The 13,560-nt window shown below is 64.0% G+C and carries 16 protein-coding genes; 7 read left to right on the top strand and 9 right to left on the bottom strand.

Annotation, left to right across the window (positions count from 1 at the left end; genetic code table 11):
- Positions 1 to 28: 28 nt before the first annotated feature.
- On the bottom strand, positions 29 to 217 hold the full coding sequence (locus tag DXH78_RS19745; RefSeq protein WP_168192680.1) for a hypothetical protein: 189 nt from the start codon (positions 215 to 217) through the stop codon (positions 29 to 31).
- Here DXH78_RS19745 and DXH78_RS02025 point away from each other — a divergent pair.
- Together DXH78_RS02025 and DXH78_RS02020 are read left to right on the top strand one after the other, a co-directional pair.
- Positions 217 to 885: a cysteine hydrolase family protein gene (locus DXH78_RS02025; RefSeq protein WP_245416703.1), complete on the top strand. Its 669-nt coding sequence runs from the start codon at positions 217 to 219 to the stop codon at positions 883 to 885. The genes DXH78_RS19745 and DXH78_RS02025 overlap by 1 nt on opposite strands.
- Before the next feature lie 14 nt (positions 886 to 899).
- Entirely contained in the window at positions 900 to 2,495 is a 1,596-nt protein-coding gene (locus tag DXH78_RS02020; protein WP_115515498.1) for a regulator, read from the top strand.
- 8 nt (positions 2,496 to 2,503) lie between these two features.
- On the opposite strand, the gene DXH78_RS02015 is transcribed toward DXH78_RS02020, so the two are convergent.
- A complete protein-coding gene (locus tag DXH78_RS02015; RefSeq protein ID WP_115515497.1) occupies positions 2,504 to 2,749 on the bottom strand; it encodes a DUF6494 family protein in 246 nt (81 codons plus the stop codon).
- A 179-nt stretch (positions 2,750 to 2,928) separates the two neighbouring features.
- Here DXH78_RS02015 and DXH78_RS02010 point away from each other — a divergent pair, with 179 nt between their 5' ends.
- The 3 genes from DXH78_RS02010 to DXH78_RS02000 all read left to right on the top strand — a co-directional run bounded on the left by DXH78_RS02010 (position 2,929) and on the right by DXH78_RS02000 (position 6,899).
- Positions 2,929 to 3,438 (top strand): bactofilin family protein, encoded by a 510-nt coding sequence (locus tag DXH78_RS02010; RefSeq protein ID WP_245416836.1) that lies wholly within the window; start codon positions 2,929 to 2,931, stop codon positions 3,436 to 3,438.
- Positions 3,439 to 3,627: 189 nt separating this feature from the next.
- The gene (locus tag DXH78_RS02005; RefSeq protein ID WP_115515495.1) at positions 3,628 to 5,832 is read left to right on the top strand and encodes a TRAP transporter permease; all 2,205 of its coding nucleotides are present in this window, start codon (positions 3,628 to 3,630) and stop codon (positions 5,830 to 5,832) included.
- A 104-nt stretch (positions 5,833 to 5,936) separates the two neighbouring features.
- Positions 5,937 to 6,899 (top strand): TAXI family TRAP transporter solute-binding subunit, encoded by a 963-nt coding sequence (locus DXH78_RS02000; protein ID WP_115515494.1) that lies wholly within the window; start codon positions 5,937 to 5,939, stop codon positions 6,897 to 6,899.
- A gap of 68 nt (positions 6,900 to 6,967) precedes the next feature.
- Here DXH78_RS02000 and DXH78_RS01995 read toward each other — a convergent pair whose 3' ends face one another.
- From DXH78_RS01995 to DXH78_RS01985, 3 genes are all read right to left on the bottom strand, one after another.
- Entirely contained in the window at positions 6,968 to 7,768 is an 801-nt protein-coding gene (locus DXH78_RS01995) for a metal ABC transporter permease (protein WP_115515493.1), read from the bottom strand.
- A 12-nt stretch (positions 7,769 to 7,780) separates the two neighbouring features.
- On the bottom strand, positions 7,781 to 8,617 hold the full coding sequence (locus tag DXH78_RS01990) for a metal ABC transporter ATP-binding protein (RefSeq protein ID WP_115515492.1): 837 nt from the start codon (positions 8,615 to 8,617) through the stop codon (positions 7,781 to 7,783).
- Positions 8,618 to 8,801: 184 nt separating this feature from the next.
- Positions 8,802 to 9,695: a metal ABC transporter solute-binding protein, Zn/Mn family gene (locus DXH78_RS01985; protein WP_210209492.1), complete on the bottom strand. Its 894-nt coding sequence runs from the start codon at positions 9,693 to 9,695 to the stop codon at positions 8,802 to 8,804.
- A 181-nt stretch (positions 9,696 to 9,876) separates the two neighbouring features.
- Here DXH78_RS01985 and DXH78_RS01980 point away from each other — a divergent pair, with 181 nt between their 5' ends.
- Positions 9,877 to 10,095 (top strand): hypothetical protein, encoded by a 219-nt coding sequence (locus DXH78_RS01980; RefSeq protein ID WP_147292556.1) that lies wholly within the window; start codon positions 9,877 to 9,879, stop codon positions 10,093 to 10,095.
- 15 nt (positions 10,096 to 10,110) lie between these two features.
- On the opposite strand, the gene DXH78_RS19740 is transcribed toward DXH78_RS01980, so the two are convergent.
- Positions 10,111 to 10,287, bottom strand: a complete 177-nt coding sequence (locus DXH78_RS19740) for a hypothetical protein (protein WP_168192678.1) — start codon at positions 10,285 to 10,287, stop codon at positions 10,111 to 10,113.
- 443 nt (positions 10,288 to 10,730) lie between these two features.
- On the opposite strand from DXH78_RS19740, the gene DXH78_RS01975 reads away from it, so the two are divergent.
- Positions 10,731 to 11,351 (top strand): L,D-transpeptidase, encoded by a 621-nt coding sequence (locus DXH78_RS01975; protein ID WP_115515489.1) that lies wholly within the window; start codon positions 10,731 to 10,733, stop codon positions 11,349 to 11,351.
- 93 nt (positions 11,352 to 11,444) lie between these two features.
- On the opposite strand, the gene DXH78_RS01970 is transcribed toward DXH78_RS01975, so the two are convergent.
- From DXH78_RS01970 to bufB, 3 genes are read right to left on the bottom strand one after another with little or no spacing between them, the layout of a single operon-like run.
- The gene (locus DXH78_RS01970) at positions 11,445 to 11,912 is read right to left on the bottom strand and encodes a DoxX family protein (RefSeq protein ID WP_115515488.1); all 468 of its coding nucleotides are present in this window, start codon (positions 11,910 to 11,912) and stop codon (positions 11,445 to 11,447) included.
- Entirely contained in the window at positions 11,909 to 12,703 is a 795-nt protein-coding gene (locus tag DXH78_RS01965) for an HvfC/BufC N-terminal domain-containing protein (protein ID WP_115515487.1), read from the bottom strand. Before DXH78_RS01965 ends, DXH78_RS01970 begins: the two co-directional genes overlap by 4 nt.
- Positions 12,703 to 13,560: an MNIO family bufferin maturase gene (gene bufB / locus DXH78_RS01960; protein ID WP_115515486.1), complete on the bottom strand. Its 858-nt coding sequence runs from the start codon at positions 13,558 to 13,560 to the stop codon at positions 12,703 to 12,705. Before bufB ends, DXH78_RS01965 begins: the two co-directional genes overlap by 1 nt.

Here is a 13,560-nt window from a genome sequence, read left to right as displayed (position 1 = left end):
CGCGTCATCGCCTAATTTTTGGCTGCCATTATACGATCCGGCCGAGCGCTGCCTGTTTGATCGGCAGGCACAATCCTGCTGTTAAGCCGATGGATTTTTTGTCAAATTGGTCGGTCTGACCAATTGCCGGGCAGTAATTTTCGATTGTGTACCGATTGGCACGCGGCTTGCTGAGGTTGAACCAAGGCGTCGTTTTCCCCGAGGGAGGGAAAGCCATTGGTCACCCGCATTGCCGCTGAACCCGCGCCGATCGACATCGATCTTGCGCGTACCGCGCTGATCATTATCGACATGCAGCGCGACTTTATGGAGCCGGGCGGCTTCGGCGAGACGCTTGGCAACGACGTGTCGCTGCTCAATGCCGCTGTGGCACCGTGCAAGGCGGTGCTCGACGCCGCGCGCGCGGCCGGCATTCTCGTCATCCATACCCGCGAAGGCCACGCGCCTGACATGCACGACGCGCCGCCGGCCAAGGTCGAGCGCGGCTCGCCGTCGAAACGCATCGGGGATCCGGGACCCATGGGCCGTATCCTCATCCAGGGCGAAGCCGGCCACGACATCATCGACGCGCTTTATCCGATCGCCGGCGAGCCGGTGGTCGACAAGCCGGGCAAGGGCGCTTTCTACGCCACCAATCTCGGGCTGATCCTGTCCAATCGCGGCATCGAGAATTTGCTGGTCGCCGGTGTCACCACCGAAGTCTGCGTCAACACCACGGTTCGCGAGGCCAATGACCGCGGCTACCGCTGCATCGTGCTGGCGGACTGCTGCGCGTCCTATTTTCCGGAATTTCATGCGGCCGGCCTCGCCATGATCAAGGCGCAGGGCGGCATCTTCGGCTGGGTTACGGGTTCGCGGCAATTGCTGCAGGCGATGGCGGCGTAAGGCAACGGGGAGCAATGAACATGGTCACGACCAAGACGACACCGGCGCTGTGGACGCCCGGCGACTGGAATGCCTTCTTCGGCTTCGGCACCAACATTCTGGTCAACATGCTGGTGCTCACCGGCCTGTTGCGCTTTGTGCTGAAGATGCCGGACGCCATCGTGTTCGGCCGCATCCTGCCGGCGATGGGCCTGATGATGTGCCTGTCGACATTCTACTACGCCTGGCTCGCCTACAGCCTGGCGAAGAAGACCGGACGCTCCGACGTTTGCGCGCTGCCTTCGGGCATCAGCGTGCCGCACATGTTCATCGTCACCTTCGTGATCATGCTGCCGATCACGATTTCGACCGGCGATCCGATCAAGGGCTGGGAGGCGGGTCTCGTCTGGGTGTTCTTCCAGAGCTTCATCCTGATGATCGGCGGCTTCATCGCTCCGGTCATCCGCAAGATCACACCGCGCGCGGCGCTGCTTGGCACGCTCGCCGGCGTTTCCATCGCCTTCATCTCGATGCGCCCGGCGCTGGAAATGTTCATGACGCCGGTGATCGGTCTGACCTGCTTCGCCATCATTCTGGTGAGCTGGTTCGGCGGTTACAAGTACCCGAAAGGCATTCCCGCCGGCCTTGTCGCCATCGGCGTCGGCATGGTGATCGCCTGGGGTTCGACCCTGTTCGGCCTCGACATCGGCGGCGTCAATGTTGCGGGCGTCAAGGCGGCGTTCTCGAACTTCGGCTTCTCGGTGCCGCTGCCGGCCTTCGGCCACGTCTTCTCCGGCTTCGAGTATCTCGCCGTTATCCTCGTCACCGCGATTCCCTACGGCATCTACGATCTGGTCGAGGCGATGGATAACGTCGAAAGCGCGGAAGCGGCGGGCGACGAATACCCGACCACCCGTGTGCTCACCGCCGACGGCGTCGTCAGCCTGATCGGCTGCCTGATGGGCAATCCGTTCATCAACGCCGTCTATATCGGCCATCCCGGCTGGAAGGCGATGGGCGGCCGCATCGGCTATTCGGCGGCGACCGGGCTGATGGTGATCGTGCTGTCGTGGTTCGGCGTCATCTCGCTGATGCTCGCCATCGTGCCGGTAGTCGCGATCTCGCCGATCCTTCTCTACATCGGCATGCTGATCTGCGCGCAGGCGTTCCAGACGACGCCGCGCGAGCATGCGCCGGCGATCGCGCTCGCCACCACGCCGCATCTGGCCGCCTGGGCGACCGTGCTGCTCTCCGGCGCGCTCGGCGCCGCCGGCATGAATTTTGGTGCACAGCACGCGCCGGACTTCGTCGGCAAGATGGCGCAGAACGGCGTGCTCGCCCACGGCCTTGAGCTGATGGGCGGCGGTTCGATCCTGGTCGGCCTGGTGCTGGGCGCCATCGGCGTCTTCGTCATCGACAAGAAGTTCGCCAATGCGGCGGGTTTCGCGCTGGCCGGCGCGGTGCTGACCTATTTCGGCTTCATGCACGGCGAAGCCATCGGAATCGGCAAAGGCTTCGGCGTGCAGCCGCAGATCGCGCTCGCTTACCTGATCGTGTCGGGCTTCCTGTTCGTGCTGTCGCGGCAGCCGGCGACAGCGCGCGTGCCGGCGGCGGCGGTGCCGGCGGAGTAGTTCGGGCGCTACAGCTTGATCTTGCCGAACACCGCGACGTCGAGATCGGCGTCCGGACTTTTGAGGCCCATGCCGGCGGTGATGCTGTCGCCCGGCTTAACAACGCCGTCGGCAAGCGCCTTGCGCAGGCGCTTCTCGATCTCGCGCCGCGTGGCGTGATCGATCGACTTCATGAACTGGCTGACCGCGGCCTCGATGGCCTTGTCCCGCGCCGTCTGGGTGGCTTTCGCCTTGGTTACAACAGGGCTCCGCATTCCGACATTAAGCGTTTCGGCGGCGCTTTAATCAAGTTCGCCTGCGCCAATCGACGGCCGTTAAGTTAATGCGGCCCGCATTAGTGATGAATCGGCTTTGCGCTGGCCCGGTTCAAAGGGCGCGGTATTTTTGCGCGGGATACGGGAACGCCAACCAGCAAGGTGATGTCGTGAGCTTCATGTCCAAGGATTATTCGGCCGCCGAGGCCCGCCTGGGTTCCGCTTCCAAGGCGCAGCCCGATATCGTCACCACATTCGGTCCCGGCATGCTGGTGACCGGCAATGTCGTTTGCGCCGGCGCCGTTCAGGTGTTCGGCCGCGTGCTCGGCGATATCCACGCCGCGCATCTCATTGTCGGCGAGGGCGCCTATGTCGAAGGCAATGTCACTGCGCTCGACGCCATCGTGCAGGGTTCCTTCAAGGGCACGATCCAAGGCAACACCGTGAAGCTTCAGGGCAGCGCCCGCATCGAGGGCGAGGTCTACAACAAGTCGCTCAGTATCGAGCCGAACGTCGTGTTCGAAGGCTCCTCGCGCCGCCTTGAGCGGCCGGTCGAAGCCCCCAGCGTCAACGACGTTGGCGGCAATCGTGACTTCGCACCGCTGGCGCCGGCCGCCGAGCCGCTTGACCTCGTGCCGCAGCACTATGTGGGCGCTCCGGCCGGCATCGATAATGATGTGCTGGCCTGACACCTAGCGTTGCATCTGCGCCTTTAGTTTAATGATCGGGCGCTGCCGCATTTTGTGGCAGCGCCTTTTCCCGTTTTGCGATGCAACGTCCCGGAGGTTTTGCCCTGTCGGCAAACGTGATATGGGCGGTCGGAACGATCGGCTCGAAGGCACAAAGCCCGCCGGTCGAAGTGAACTTGAGGGGGGACGATGACAGCGGATCCAAAATCTGCCGTAGCCGATGACAGCATTTCCGCTGAGGGTCTGCGCAAAGCCGAAGAATACGTCCAGCAGGAAGAAGGCGCGGGGAACCGCCTGACCGGCTGGGTCGGCACCGCGGTGATCGCCATCGCGATCACGATGACCCTGTTCCACCTCTACGCAGCCTACGATATCGTTCCGACGCAGCCGCTGCGCTACATCCACGTCGCTTTCGTTCTGCTGCTCAGCTTCATGCTGTTCCCGATGGCGGATCGTTTCCGCAACCGGCTGCAGTGGTTCGACATCATTCCCGCGCTCGCCGGCATCGTCATCATCCTCTATGCGCTGTGGGGCGGCGAAGACTTCACCGACCGCGCCACGGTGCCCGACCGGATGGATGTCATCATGGGCGGCATCTTCATTCTGCTCGTCCTTGAAGCCGCGCGCCGCACCACCGGTCCGATCATGCCGATCGTGGCGATCCTGTTCATCGCCTATGCGATGTTGGGCCCGCATCTGCCGCCGCCGTGGACGCATCGCGGCTTCGACATCGCGCGTCTCGTCGGTCATCTCTTCATCACACTCGAAGGCATTTTCGGCGTCGCGGTCGACGTCTCGGCATCGCTGATCATCATGTTCACGATCTACGGTGCCATCCTGCAGCATTCGGGCGCCGGAAAATTCTTCATCGACTTTTCGCTCGGTGTCATGGGCAACAAGCCGTCGAGCGCCGGCCGTGCGGTTGTCGCCTCGTCGTTCCTGCTTGGCGGCCCGTCGGGCTCGGGCGTCGCGACCACGGTGATGATCGGCACCGTCGCCTGGCCGATGCTGAAGAAAGCCGGCTTCGAAAAGAATGCCGCCGGCGGCCTGCTTGCCGCAGGCGGCCTCGGCGCCATCATCTCGCCGCCGGTCCTCGGCGCCGCCGCGTTCCTGATCGCCGAATTTCTCAAGATCGGCTATCTCGATGTTATCTGGATGGCGATCATCCCGACCTGTCTCTACTACCTCTCGCTGCTGTTCATGGTGGAACTCGATGCGCTGCGCTTCGGCGCGCGCGAGGTTGCCTTCAATCAGGAGATGACCGTCTGGCAGATGACGAAGCGGTACGGTTTCCACTTCGTCTCGCTGGTCGGGGTCGTGATTTTTATGGTGATCGGCTTCTCGCCGATGCTGTCGGTGTTCTATGCCACCGTGCTTGCCTTCGGCATGAGCGCGCTGACGCCGGAAACCTCTCTCGGCCCGCAACGCGTTTTGCTGGCTCTGCTTGGGGCAGCCATCGTTGCGGTGGTTCTGGAGATGATTCCGAATTTCTCCTCCTCGGCGATTGGAGGCTTGGTTCAGGCCTGGTTCCCGATGATCATTCTCATCGTCATGGCCGTGGTTGCTTTCTCGGGGTTGACGGAGCGTGGCCAGAAGGCGATGCCCTCCGCGAAGAAGCTGACCTCCGCGCTTGCCGATGGCTCGATCGGCGTGCTCAGTGCGGCGACAACCTGCGCCGCGGCCGGCATCATCGTCGGCGTCGTGACGCTGACCGGCCTTGGTCTCAAATTCTCGTCGATCGTCATCGATATGGCCGGCGGTAGCCTGCTGATGACGGCGATCTACACGTCGCTGGTGGTCTGGATCATCGGTCTCGCCGTGCCGGTGACGGCGTCCTACATCATCTGCGCGGTCATCGCCGCGCCGGCGTTGACCAAGCTCGGCGTGCCGGACTACGCCGCGCATATGTTCATCTTCTATTACGCCGTGCTCTCGGAAGTGTCGCCACCGACCGCATTGTCGCCTTTCGCGGCGGCGGCCATTACCGGTGGCGATCCCTACAAGACGACGTTGCAGGCCTGGAAATATACGCTGCCGGCCTTCCTCGTGCCCTTCGTCTTCGTGCTCGATCCGCTCGGCATCGGCCTCCTGCTGAAAATGCCGAAGGACGGCACGGTCTGGAGCATCGTCTGGATTACCTTCGTCACCGCGGCCGGCCTCGGCGCGCTATCGGCGGCGGCGCAGAACTGGGCGCTCCGCGCGACCACGGTCGTCGAGCGCATTCTGTTCACGATTTGCGGCCTGCTGCTGGTGTTCCCAAGCCTGCTGGAGGCGGGGATCGAAAAGGTCATCGGCGCCGACATTCCGCATCCGGCGCCATTTGGCCTCGCCTTGGGCGCGGCCCTGTTGCTCTGGCAATGGAAGGGGCCGCGGCCTTCGGCTGCACTCGCGTGACATCTCAAAAAAGGCGTTGGAATAACGGCCTTCAGGCGGCACAATAGACAGCAGAAGCCGGGATCAGCCGGCCGGCATTGAAAATCAGCAATCGGAGGATACGGATGAACAAGTTTTTCGTCGGCGTACTGGCGGCCGCGGCCACGGTATCGCTCTCAATGGGCGCAACGGCGCAGCAGCGCACCATCGCCATCGGCACGGGCGGCACGGGCGGCGTCTACTATCCGATCGGCGGCGGCCTCGCCAATCTGATCTCGAAGAATCTGCCCAACACGCAGGCGACTGCCGAGGTCACCGGCGGTTCGGTCGACAACCTCAAGCTCATCGGCTCGGGCCAGAGCGAGATCGGCTTCTCGATGGCCGATGCCGCGCTCGATGCGTTCAAGGGCGAAGACAAGTTCAAGAGCGGCAAGGTCAACTTGCAGACGCTGATGGTGCTCTATCCGAACGTCATGCACGTCGTGACGATCGATGGCACCGGCATCAATTCGATTGCGGATCTCAAGGGCAAGCGCGTCTCGACCGGTTCGCCGGGCAGCGCCACCGAAGTGATGGCGTTCCGCGTCATCGAGGCCGGCGGCCTGGACAAGGACAAGGACATGAAGCGCGAGCGCCTCGGCGTCGCGGAATCGGTAAACGCCATCAAGGACCGCAAGATCGACGCCTTCTTCTGGGTCGGCGGTCTGCCGACCGCGGCCGTGACCGATCTCGGCGCCACGCCGGGCGTCACGATGAAGCTCGTCGATCACTCCGACGTCGTGAAGAAGATGAACGACAAGTACAACAACCTGTACGCGGCGGTCGACATCAAGGCCGGCACTTATCCGAACCAGGGCAAGGCCAACAAGGCATCGGCGGTGTGGAACATCCTCGTCACCGGCGACAAGATGTCGGAGCAGGATGCCTATAACATCGTCAAGCTGATCGTGGACAAGAAGGCCGATCTCGTCGCCGTTCACAAGGAAGCCAGCAGCTTCTCGGTCGAGAACCAGATCAAGGACAACTCGCCGGTTCCGTGGCATCCGGGTGCGGTGAAGTTCTTCAAGGAGCGCGGCGCCAAGATGTAAGGCGCCGAGAGTTCGCCTTTGATCGACCCAGTGACGGCCCCGCTTCGGCGGGGCCGTTTGCTTTTGTCCTAGTGAGCGTGCCGATCCGTCGCCGGCCGCATCGCCGCGGCGAAATAGATCGTCGCGCTCAGCAGCGCGATGCAGAAGCTCACCGGCCAGTCAGTGTGGTAGGCGATGACGATGCCGAGCCAGGCCTCGGCCAGCGCGATTACCGCAGCGAGCGCGAGCCCACTCCACAGGCCGTTGACCAGACGCTGCGCCGCCGCCGCCGGCCCGACCATCAGCGTGAATACCATCAGCACGCCGACGATCTGGGCGCAGGCCGCGACGGCCAGCGCCACCAAAGCCAGGAACACGGTCGAGATGAAGCGCAGCGGCACGCCCTTGGCTTCGGCAAGCTCAGGCTGCAACGAGGCGAAGATCAGCGGCCGCATGATGATGGCGAGCAGGATGAGTGTCGCCGCGCCGAGCGCGGACAGCGCCCGGATCATCTCCATATCGACCGCAAGCACGTTGCCGAACAGCAGCGCCGTCGCCTGGGTGGCGAACGACGTATAGTAATAGAGAAACAGGATGCCGAAACCGAGCGCCAGCGACAGCACCACGCCGATGGCGACGTCGCGGTTGGCGAGGCGTTCGCCCATCAGCCCCATGGCGACGCCGGCGATCAGCGTGAAGCCGACAAGGCCCGCCAGCGGCGACAAGCCGATCAGACCCGCGCCGGTCGCGCCGGCAAAACCGATATGCGACAGCGCGTGGCCGGCAAAGGTCTGCCCGCGCATCACCAGGAAGTAACCGGTCACGCCCGACACCACGGCGACGATGCCGGCGGCGATGAAGGCGTTGATAACGAAGTCGTACTGGAACACTGTGCCGTTGCCTTAATGGTGATGGCCGTGGTGGTCGTGCGCGTGCCCGTGATCGTGCATATGCGCATCGCGCTCGACGTCGCGGCCGCGCGACATCACGAAGATATGGCCGGCGGCGCGCACGACCTCGATCTCGGTGTCGTAGAGCTGCGACAACACCGGCGCCGTGACGACCTCGTCCACCGTGCCGAGCGCGGCGTGGCCGTTGCCGAGATAGAGCACCTTGTCGATGGCGCCGAGCAACTGGTTGAGCTCATGCGCCGAGAACAGAACCGTAATGCCGCGTTCGCGCGCGATCTTGCGCACCACCTCGATGACGACTTCCTGATGCCGGGCGTCGAGGCTGATCAGCGGCTCGTCGAGCAGCAGCAGTTTCGGGTTGCCCATCAGCGCCTGCGCCAGCAGCAGCCGCTGCCGTTCGCCGCCCGACATGTCGGACAGCGGCCGCCGCGCCAGATCGGCGGCGCCGACGGCGTCCAGCGTCTGTTCGATGGCGTTGCGGTCGGCGGCGGTCAGCGACGGCAAGCCCCAGCGTTCGCCGTTGAGCGAACTGGCGATGTAATCGAGCCCGCGGATCCGCAGGTCGGGCAGCACGGTGCGCAATTGCGGCAGATAGCCGATGGTGGCATTGCCGCGCGCCGGGAGCGCGCCGAACACGCGGAGCACGCCGCCCGCCGGCGGCAGCAGGCCGAGGATCGCGCGCATCAATGTCGTCTTGCCGGCGCCGTTCGGTCCCAGCACGCCGATGAATTCGCCGGGCGCAATGGCAAAGCTCACCTCGCGCAGCACGGCGCGGCCGCCGATCGCGATGGTGGCATGGTCGAGTTCGATGACGGCGCTGGTGGTCATCCGATGGCAATCTGCGAATGCGGTGGTCTTCCCCTCACCGCACACGCGCTTGCGCGTGGCTGAGAGGGGTCTGGGGTGGGGGAGAAGCTGTCACCGCTGCACCGGCATTTCAATCGCAAAGAGCCCTCACCCCTGAGCCTTCCCGCAATTCGCGGCGAAGGGGAGCAGGGGTGGGGAGTCGTTATCACGCGCCGGGCGTGTCGAGCGCCTTGTCGAGGGCGTCGAGCTGGCCGAGCATCCAGTCGACGAAGGACTTGTCGGCCGGCTGGGTCTCGGTGACGCCGACGACCGGCACTTTCGACTGATTGGCGATGTCCACCAGCCGCTGCGCTAGCTTTTCCGACACCTGCGAATTATAGAGCAGCACCTTCACCTTGCGGGCTTTGAGGTCGCTCTCGAAAGCGGCAATGTCGCGGGCGCTCGGCTCGGATTCATTCATCAGTGCGAGCTGGAATTTCTCGTTGCGCATGGTGAGGCCAAGGGCCTCCGCCATCAGGCCGAACACCGGCTCGGTCGCCGTCACGGGCTTGCCCTTGTGCTTCTCGCGGAGCTGGCCGACGCGCTGGGTCACGCGCTCCAGCTCGGCGAGCACCTTGTCGAGATTGGCGGCGTAATCGCTGGCATGGGCGGCATCGGCCTTGGTGAAGGCCGCGGCCATGGCCTTGGCGACGGCCGGCATGGTCGCCGGCGCGTACCACAGATGCGGGTTGCCGCCGTGCTTGGCCTTCACCACCGCGGCGGCATTGACCGTGAGGCGGTCCTTGCGCGGCGCGGCCTTCAGCAGCTTTTCCATCCACTCGTCGTAGTGTCCGCCGTTGAAAATCACGATCTTGGCGTCGGCCACCTGGCGCACCTGGCCGGGCGTCGCCTCGAAGGAATGGGGGTCCTGATCCGGATTGGCGATGATATTGGAGACGCTGACATGGGCGCCGCCGATCTGGGCGGCGATGCCGCCGTAGAAGTTCTCGGCCGCCACCACCTTCAGGGGCCAAGCGGTGGTCTGGGCCTGGGCCGTCGCAAAGGGCAACGCAAGCAACGCGAAGACAGCCGCGAAAGGAGCAAAGGATCGGGCGTGCATGGGCAAACTCGTCATGTCAGAGGGTGGGTTCGCGAAGGATGTAATATTATAACATTTCCTCTGGCAAGCCCGCCGGGGCCTTTGCAGGAGAATGCTCCGGTTTCCGGCTTTGATCAGAGACTTAAGGGGCGTTATCACGCCCTCTAACGGCCGTGCCCGGCCGGGCAATTGGATCGAAATCATGGCGAAACTGACCAGCGACGTGCTCAGGAGCTACTTGGCGGACATGCCGGCGGGGCACATCTTCGATCTGCCTTATGCGCAGTTCGGAGGTCTATTTCCCCCCGGGGAGCCTGACCCGTTCGCGCGCGCGGCCTTGCGCGCCTTCGCCAACGAATGCGGGTGCGATCTGATCCAGATTGTCGCGGAAGAGCGCTACGAGCTGCGTAAGCGTACTTGAGAAAAGTCCAGTAAATCAGCCGAAACGGCGGCCCACGCGCACATCGCGCTGGACGCGGCGGACTTCGTCTTCCAGCCGTTTGATCTCGCGGGTCATCTCGGTCAGGGCCCGCAAATAGCTTTCGTTGATGTCCCGCTGCGAGATCTGGGCTCGCGCGTTCTGCAGGAAGTTCTCGATCGCGGATAACGACATGGCCGGCCCCACACAATACAACGTCGCGCCGGGCGACGCCCGTGGCTGATCGAGACTAGGCCGCAAGAGTGAACAAACCTGAAAAACGGCCGTTAAACTTTGGCCGTGCGGCCGACGGGGCTCAGGATGGCTCCGGACGGGCCACAAATTAGCGAGGCAGCCGGACAGTTTCCCGCCCGGCTGCCTCTGGCCCGGACAAACGGCATCACTAATCTGTCGGGCTGGCCACAGACTACCAAGGCCCGGGGCCGAAGCGTTTCAAAGTCTGTCGGGCTGGTTAAGCGGCGTGGTAAAGCGCCGCACGACGCCGATGCTGCCGAATTAACGGCTGAATCGCGGGAAGCGATGTCACTTTCGGGACACACCGGTGTGGGTTTCGTCTTCGGCGTGTTGCATGGCGGGACGATGGTTAGCAATATGCGCGCAAATCATCAGAGTGCCCCATGAATCGCCCGAAAATCACGACCGAATCCGCTGTTCGCCTTTCCCGCCGCGCGTTTACCCTGGGTTTGCCGCTTTTCGCCGCCGGCTGCATGACCGCCAACTATGGCTATGTCAGCGATGGTGGCCACACCATTTCCGCGGTCGAAAACGTCGATCCGAGCCTGATGCGCACGGAAGTGTCGTGGAGCGGCAACGAAAAGCCGGGCACCGTCGTCGTCAATATCGGGCAGCGTCGGCTTTACCTGGTGCAGGATGGCGGCCGTGCGATCCGCTACGGCGTCGGTGTCGGCCGCAGCGAGGGCGCGAACTTCCGCGGCACCGCTGTCATCGGCCGCAAGGAGAAGTGGCCGCACTGGACGCCGACCGCGTCCATGATGTCGGCTATTCCGCGCTACCGCGCCTTTGCCGGCGGCATGCAGGGCGGCCCGGAAAACCCGCTCGGTCCGCGCGCTCTCTATCTCTACCGCGGCGGCAAGGACACCTATTTCCGCCTGCACGGCACCATCGAGCCGGAGACCATCGGCACCGCGGTGTCGAGCGGCTGCATCCGCCTGTTCAACCAGGACATCCTCGACCTTTACGAGCGCGTGCCGGTCGGCGCGACCGTGAAAGTGATCTGAGGCGATCTGTTTGAGCGTCTTGATCCGGATTGAGGCGCCGCTGACGCGGCGCCTTTTTCTTGGGCGGTTATCGGCTCCCCGAGCGACGAAGGGTTAGGGGTGGCGGCGCGCAATCAGCGCGTCGAGCGACACCAGTCCCGGCCCGCGCGTCATCAGCATCAGGAGGCAGGCCGCCCAGGTGCCGTGCGTCGGCCAGGCATCCGGGTATACGAAGATCTGGATGACCAACGTCATGCCGAGAAGCGCGAGCGCGGAGAAGCGCGTTGCGAGACCGATGAGCAGCAGCACCGGAAACAGGTGTTCGGCGAGCGCGGCCAGATGCGCCGCCACAGCCGGATCAATCAGCGGCAGACGATACTCGCTGCGAAACAATTCAATCGCACTTTCCGTAACATGGAAGCCGTCGACCTTGGTCTGGCCGGATTGCCAGAACACGCCGGCAATTGCGATCCGCGTTATCAATGCGACGACCCAGTAAGGGATGGCTTCCATCAAAGAGATGGCGCGCTTGACCAGCGCGGTCGATGTGGGTCTTGGAGTTGCAATCAAGGTCTGGCTCATGATGCGGTGCCTTTCACGGGCGCGGAGGGACGAAGCTCAATCGTCAATCCGGCGCCGATCAGCCCGGCGAGATTGACGGTCAGGTCAAAGGCGACGTCGGCATCGGCCGCCGCTGCAGCCGCTGCGCCGAGCGGCAGATCGGCGGCCAGCCCGTCGAGGAACGCCGCGCCGCCGGGCGGCAGCCGGCGCACTTCGACGTCGGTGTGCGGGCGGATAATCACGGCATCCTCTGCATCGCAGTCTTCGATCGAGGCCGGCTCGATGATGCCGGCGTTCATCGACCAGATTGTCACCACCGGAAAGGCCGAACGCACAATGCGCAATGATGGATGGAGCCCAACGCGCGCTTGGCCCAGCGCATCCGCATCGATACTCTGCCATGCGGTTGCGTCGAGCGGCGCTGCGTCCGCGGCGTGATAGGCTTGCGTGCGCGCGAATTCGAGCCGCGCCACATCGGCGAGATAGGGAAGGGTTGCGGCCGGCTCGAACCTCTCGATGAATGCGGGAAATCGTTGGCCATAGCTCATCATGACCGGCGAACGCGGCGGTTCGCTGGCGATATAGACGCGCGCCAGAGCCGCGAAGAATTCCCGGCCGACGATCCGCTCTGTTGCCGGAAACTGCGTGCGCAGGGCTTCGCTGAGACCAACGATAACGTTGTTGCGGTAGACCGCGAACCGCTTCTGTGGCGTGCGCGCGGTATGCGACGATACGGCAGGCGGCACCGCACGCTCGGCATCGATCAGTGCGCCGGCGAACTGTGCCTGAACTGTCTGGAAGGTATCGGTCATCACGCCGCCTCCTGCGCCGCGGCGCGTGCGAGAATGCGCGAGGCGGCGCGTGCCTCGTCTGCCAGCACCGGCCAGGCCGGCACGTCGTTGTCCCATTCGATCAAGGTTGCGACGGGGCCGGTGCGGGCGATGACGGCCTCATAAAGGGTCCAGACCGGATCGGCGACCGCCGTGCCATGCGCGTCGATGAGGAGCGGCGCGCCGGCGTCGTCGCTCTGTGCGTCATGACCGCCGAGATGGATCTCCTTCACGCGGCTGAGCGGAAACGCGGCGAGATAGGCCGCTGGATCGGTGCCGTGATTTGTGGCGCTGACGAAGACATTGTTGACGTCGAGCAACAGGCCGCAACCGGTGCGCCGCGCCACGACGTCGAGAAATTCTGTTTCCGGGATCGTGCTGTCGGTGAAGGTGACGTAGGTCGATGGATTTTCCAGGAGCATTTCGCGGCCGAGTGCGCTCTGCACTCTATCGATATGCTCGCAGACGCGCGCCAGCGTCGCTTCCGTGTAGGGCAGCGGCAGCAGGTCGTTGTAGAAAAACTCGCCGTGCGACGACCAGGCCAGATGCTCGGAGAAGCTCTGCGGCTGATGCCGGTCGCACAAGGTCTTGAGCCGTGTGAGATGCGCGGGGTCGAGCGGACCGTCGCCGCCGATCGATAGCCCGACGCCGTGCACCGAAAGTGCAAAGTGTTCACTCAGTGTGTTGAGTTGCGCATGCGGCGGCCCGCCATCGCCCATGTAGTTCTCGGCGTGGACTTCGATGAATCCAATCGGTGCGTCGCCGGCCAGTATGTCGGCGAAGTGTTGCGGCTTGAAGCCGACGCCGGCGGAGGCGGGGAGAGAGGAAGCGCTGGGCAT

Origin of the sequence: Undibacter mobilis, assembly GCF_003367195.1 — a bacterium.
GTDB classification, from domain to species: Bacteria; Pseudomonadota; Alphaproteobacteria; order Rhizobiales; family Xanthobacteraceae; genus Pseudolabrys; species Pseudolabrys mobilis.
The sequence above is the reverse complement of the archived record's forward strand: the minus strand, read 5'-3'. Positions and strand labels throughout refer to the sequence as shown.

Excerpts from the sequence above, each read along its gene's own strand:
- DXH78_RS19745 (WP_168192680.1), bottom strand. The coding sequence starts at position 217 with ATGGCTTTCCCTCCCTCGGGGAAAACGACGCCTTGGTTCAACCTCAGC.
- DXH78_RS02020 (WP_115515498.1), top strand. The coding sequence starts at position 900 with ATGAACATGGTCACGACCAAGACGACACCGGCGCTGTGGACGCCCGGC.
- DXH78_RS02015 (WP_115515497.1), bottom strand. The coding sequence starts at position 2,749 with ATGCGGAGCCCTGTTGTAACCAAGGCGAAAGCCACCCAGACGGCGCGG.
- DXH78_RS02010 (WP_245416836.1), top strand. The coding sequence starts at position 2,929 with ATGTCCAAGGATTATTCGGCCGCCGAGGCCCGCCTGGGTTCCGCTTCC.
- DXH78_RS02005 (WP_115515495.1), top strand. The coding sequence starts at position 3,628 with ATGACAGCGGATCCAAAATCTGCCGTAGCCGATGACAGCATTTCCGCT.
- DXH78_RS02000 (WP_115515494.1), top strand. The coding sequence starts at position 5,937 with ATGAACAAGTTTTTCGTCGGCGTACTGGCGGCCGCGGCCACGGTATCG.
- DXH78_RS01990 (WP_115515492.1), bottom strand. The coding sequence starts at position 8,617 with ATGACCACCAGCGCCGTCATCGAACTCGACCATGCCACCATCGCGATC.
- DXH78_RS01985 (WP_210209492.1), bottom strand. The coding sequence starts at position 9,695 with ATGCACGCCCGATCCTTTGCTCCTTTCGCGGCTGTCTTCGCGTTGCTT.
- DXH78_RS01980 (WP_147292556.1), top strand. The coding sequence starts at position 9,877 with ATGGCGAAACTGACCAGCGACGTGCTCAGGAGCTACTTGGCGGACATG.
- DXH78_RS19740 (WP_168192678.1), bottom strand. The coding sequence starts at position 10,287 with ATGTCGTTATCCGCGATCGAGAACTTCCTGCAGAACGCGCGAGCCCAG.
- DXH78_RS01975 (WP_115515489.1), top strand. The coding sequence starts at position 10,731 with ATGAATCGCCCGAAAATCACGACCGAATCCGCTGTTCGCCTTTCCCGC.
- DXH78_RS01970 (WP_115515488.1), bottom strand. The coding sequence starts at position 11,912 with ATGAGCCAGACCTTGATTGCAACTCCAAGACCCACATCGACCGCGCTG.
- DXH78_RS01965 (WP_115515487.1), bottom strand. The coding sequence starts at position 12,703 with ATGACCGATACCTTCCAGACAGTTCAGGCACAGTTCGCCGGCGCACTG.
- bufB (WP_115515486.1), bottom strand. The coding sequence starts at position 13,560 with ATGCCCAGCGCTTCCTCTCTCCCCGCCTCCGCCGGCGTCGGCTTCAAG.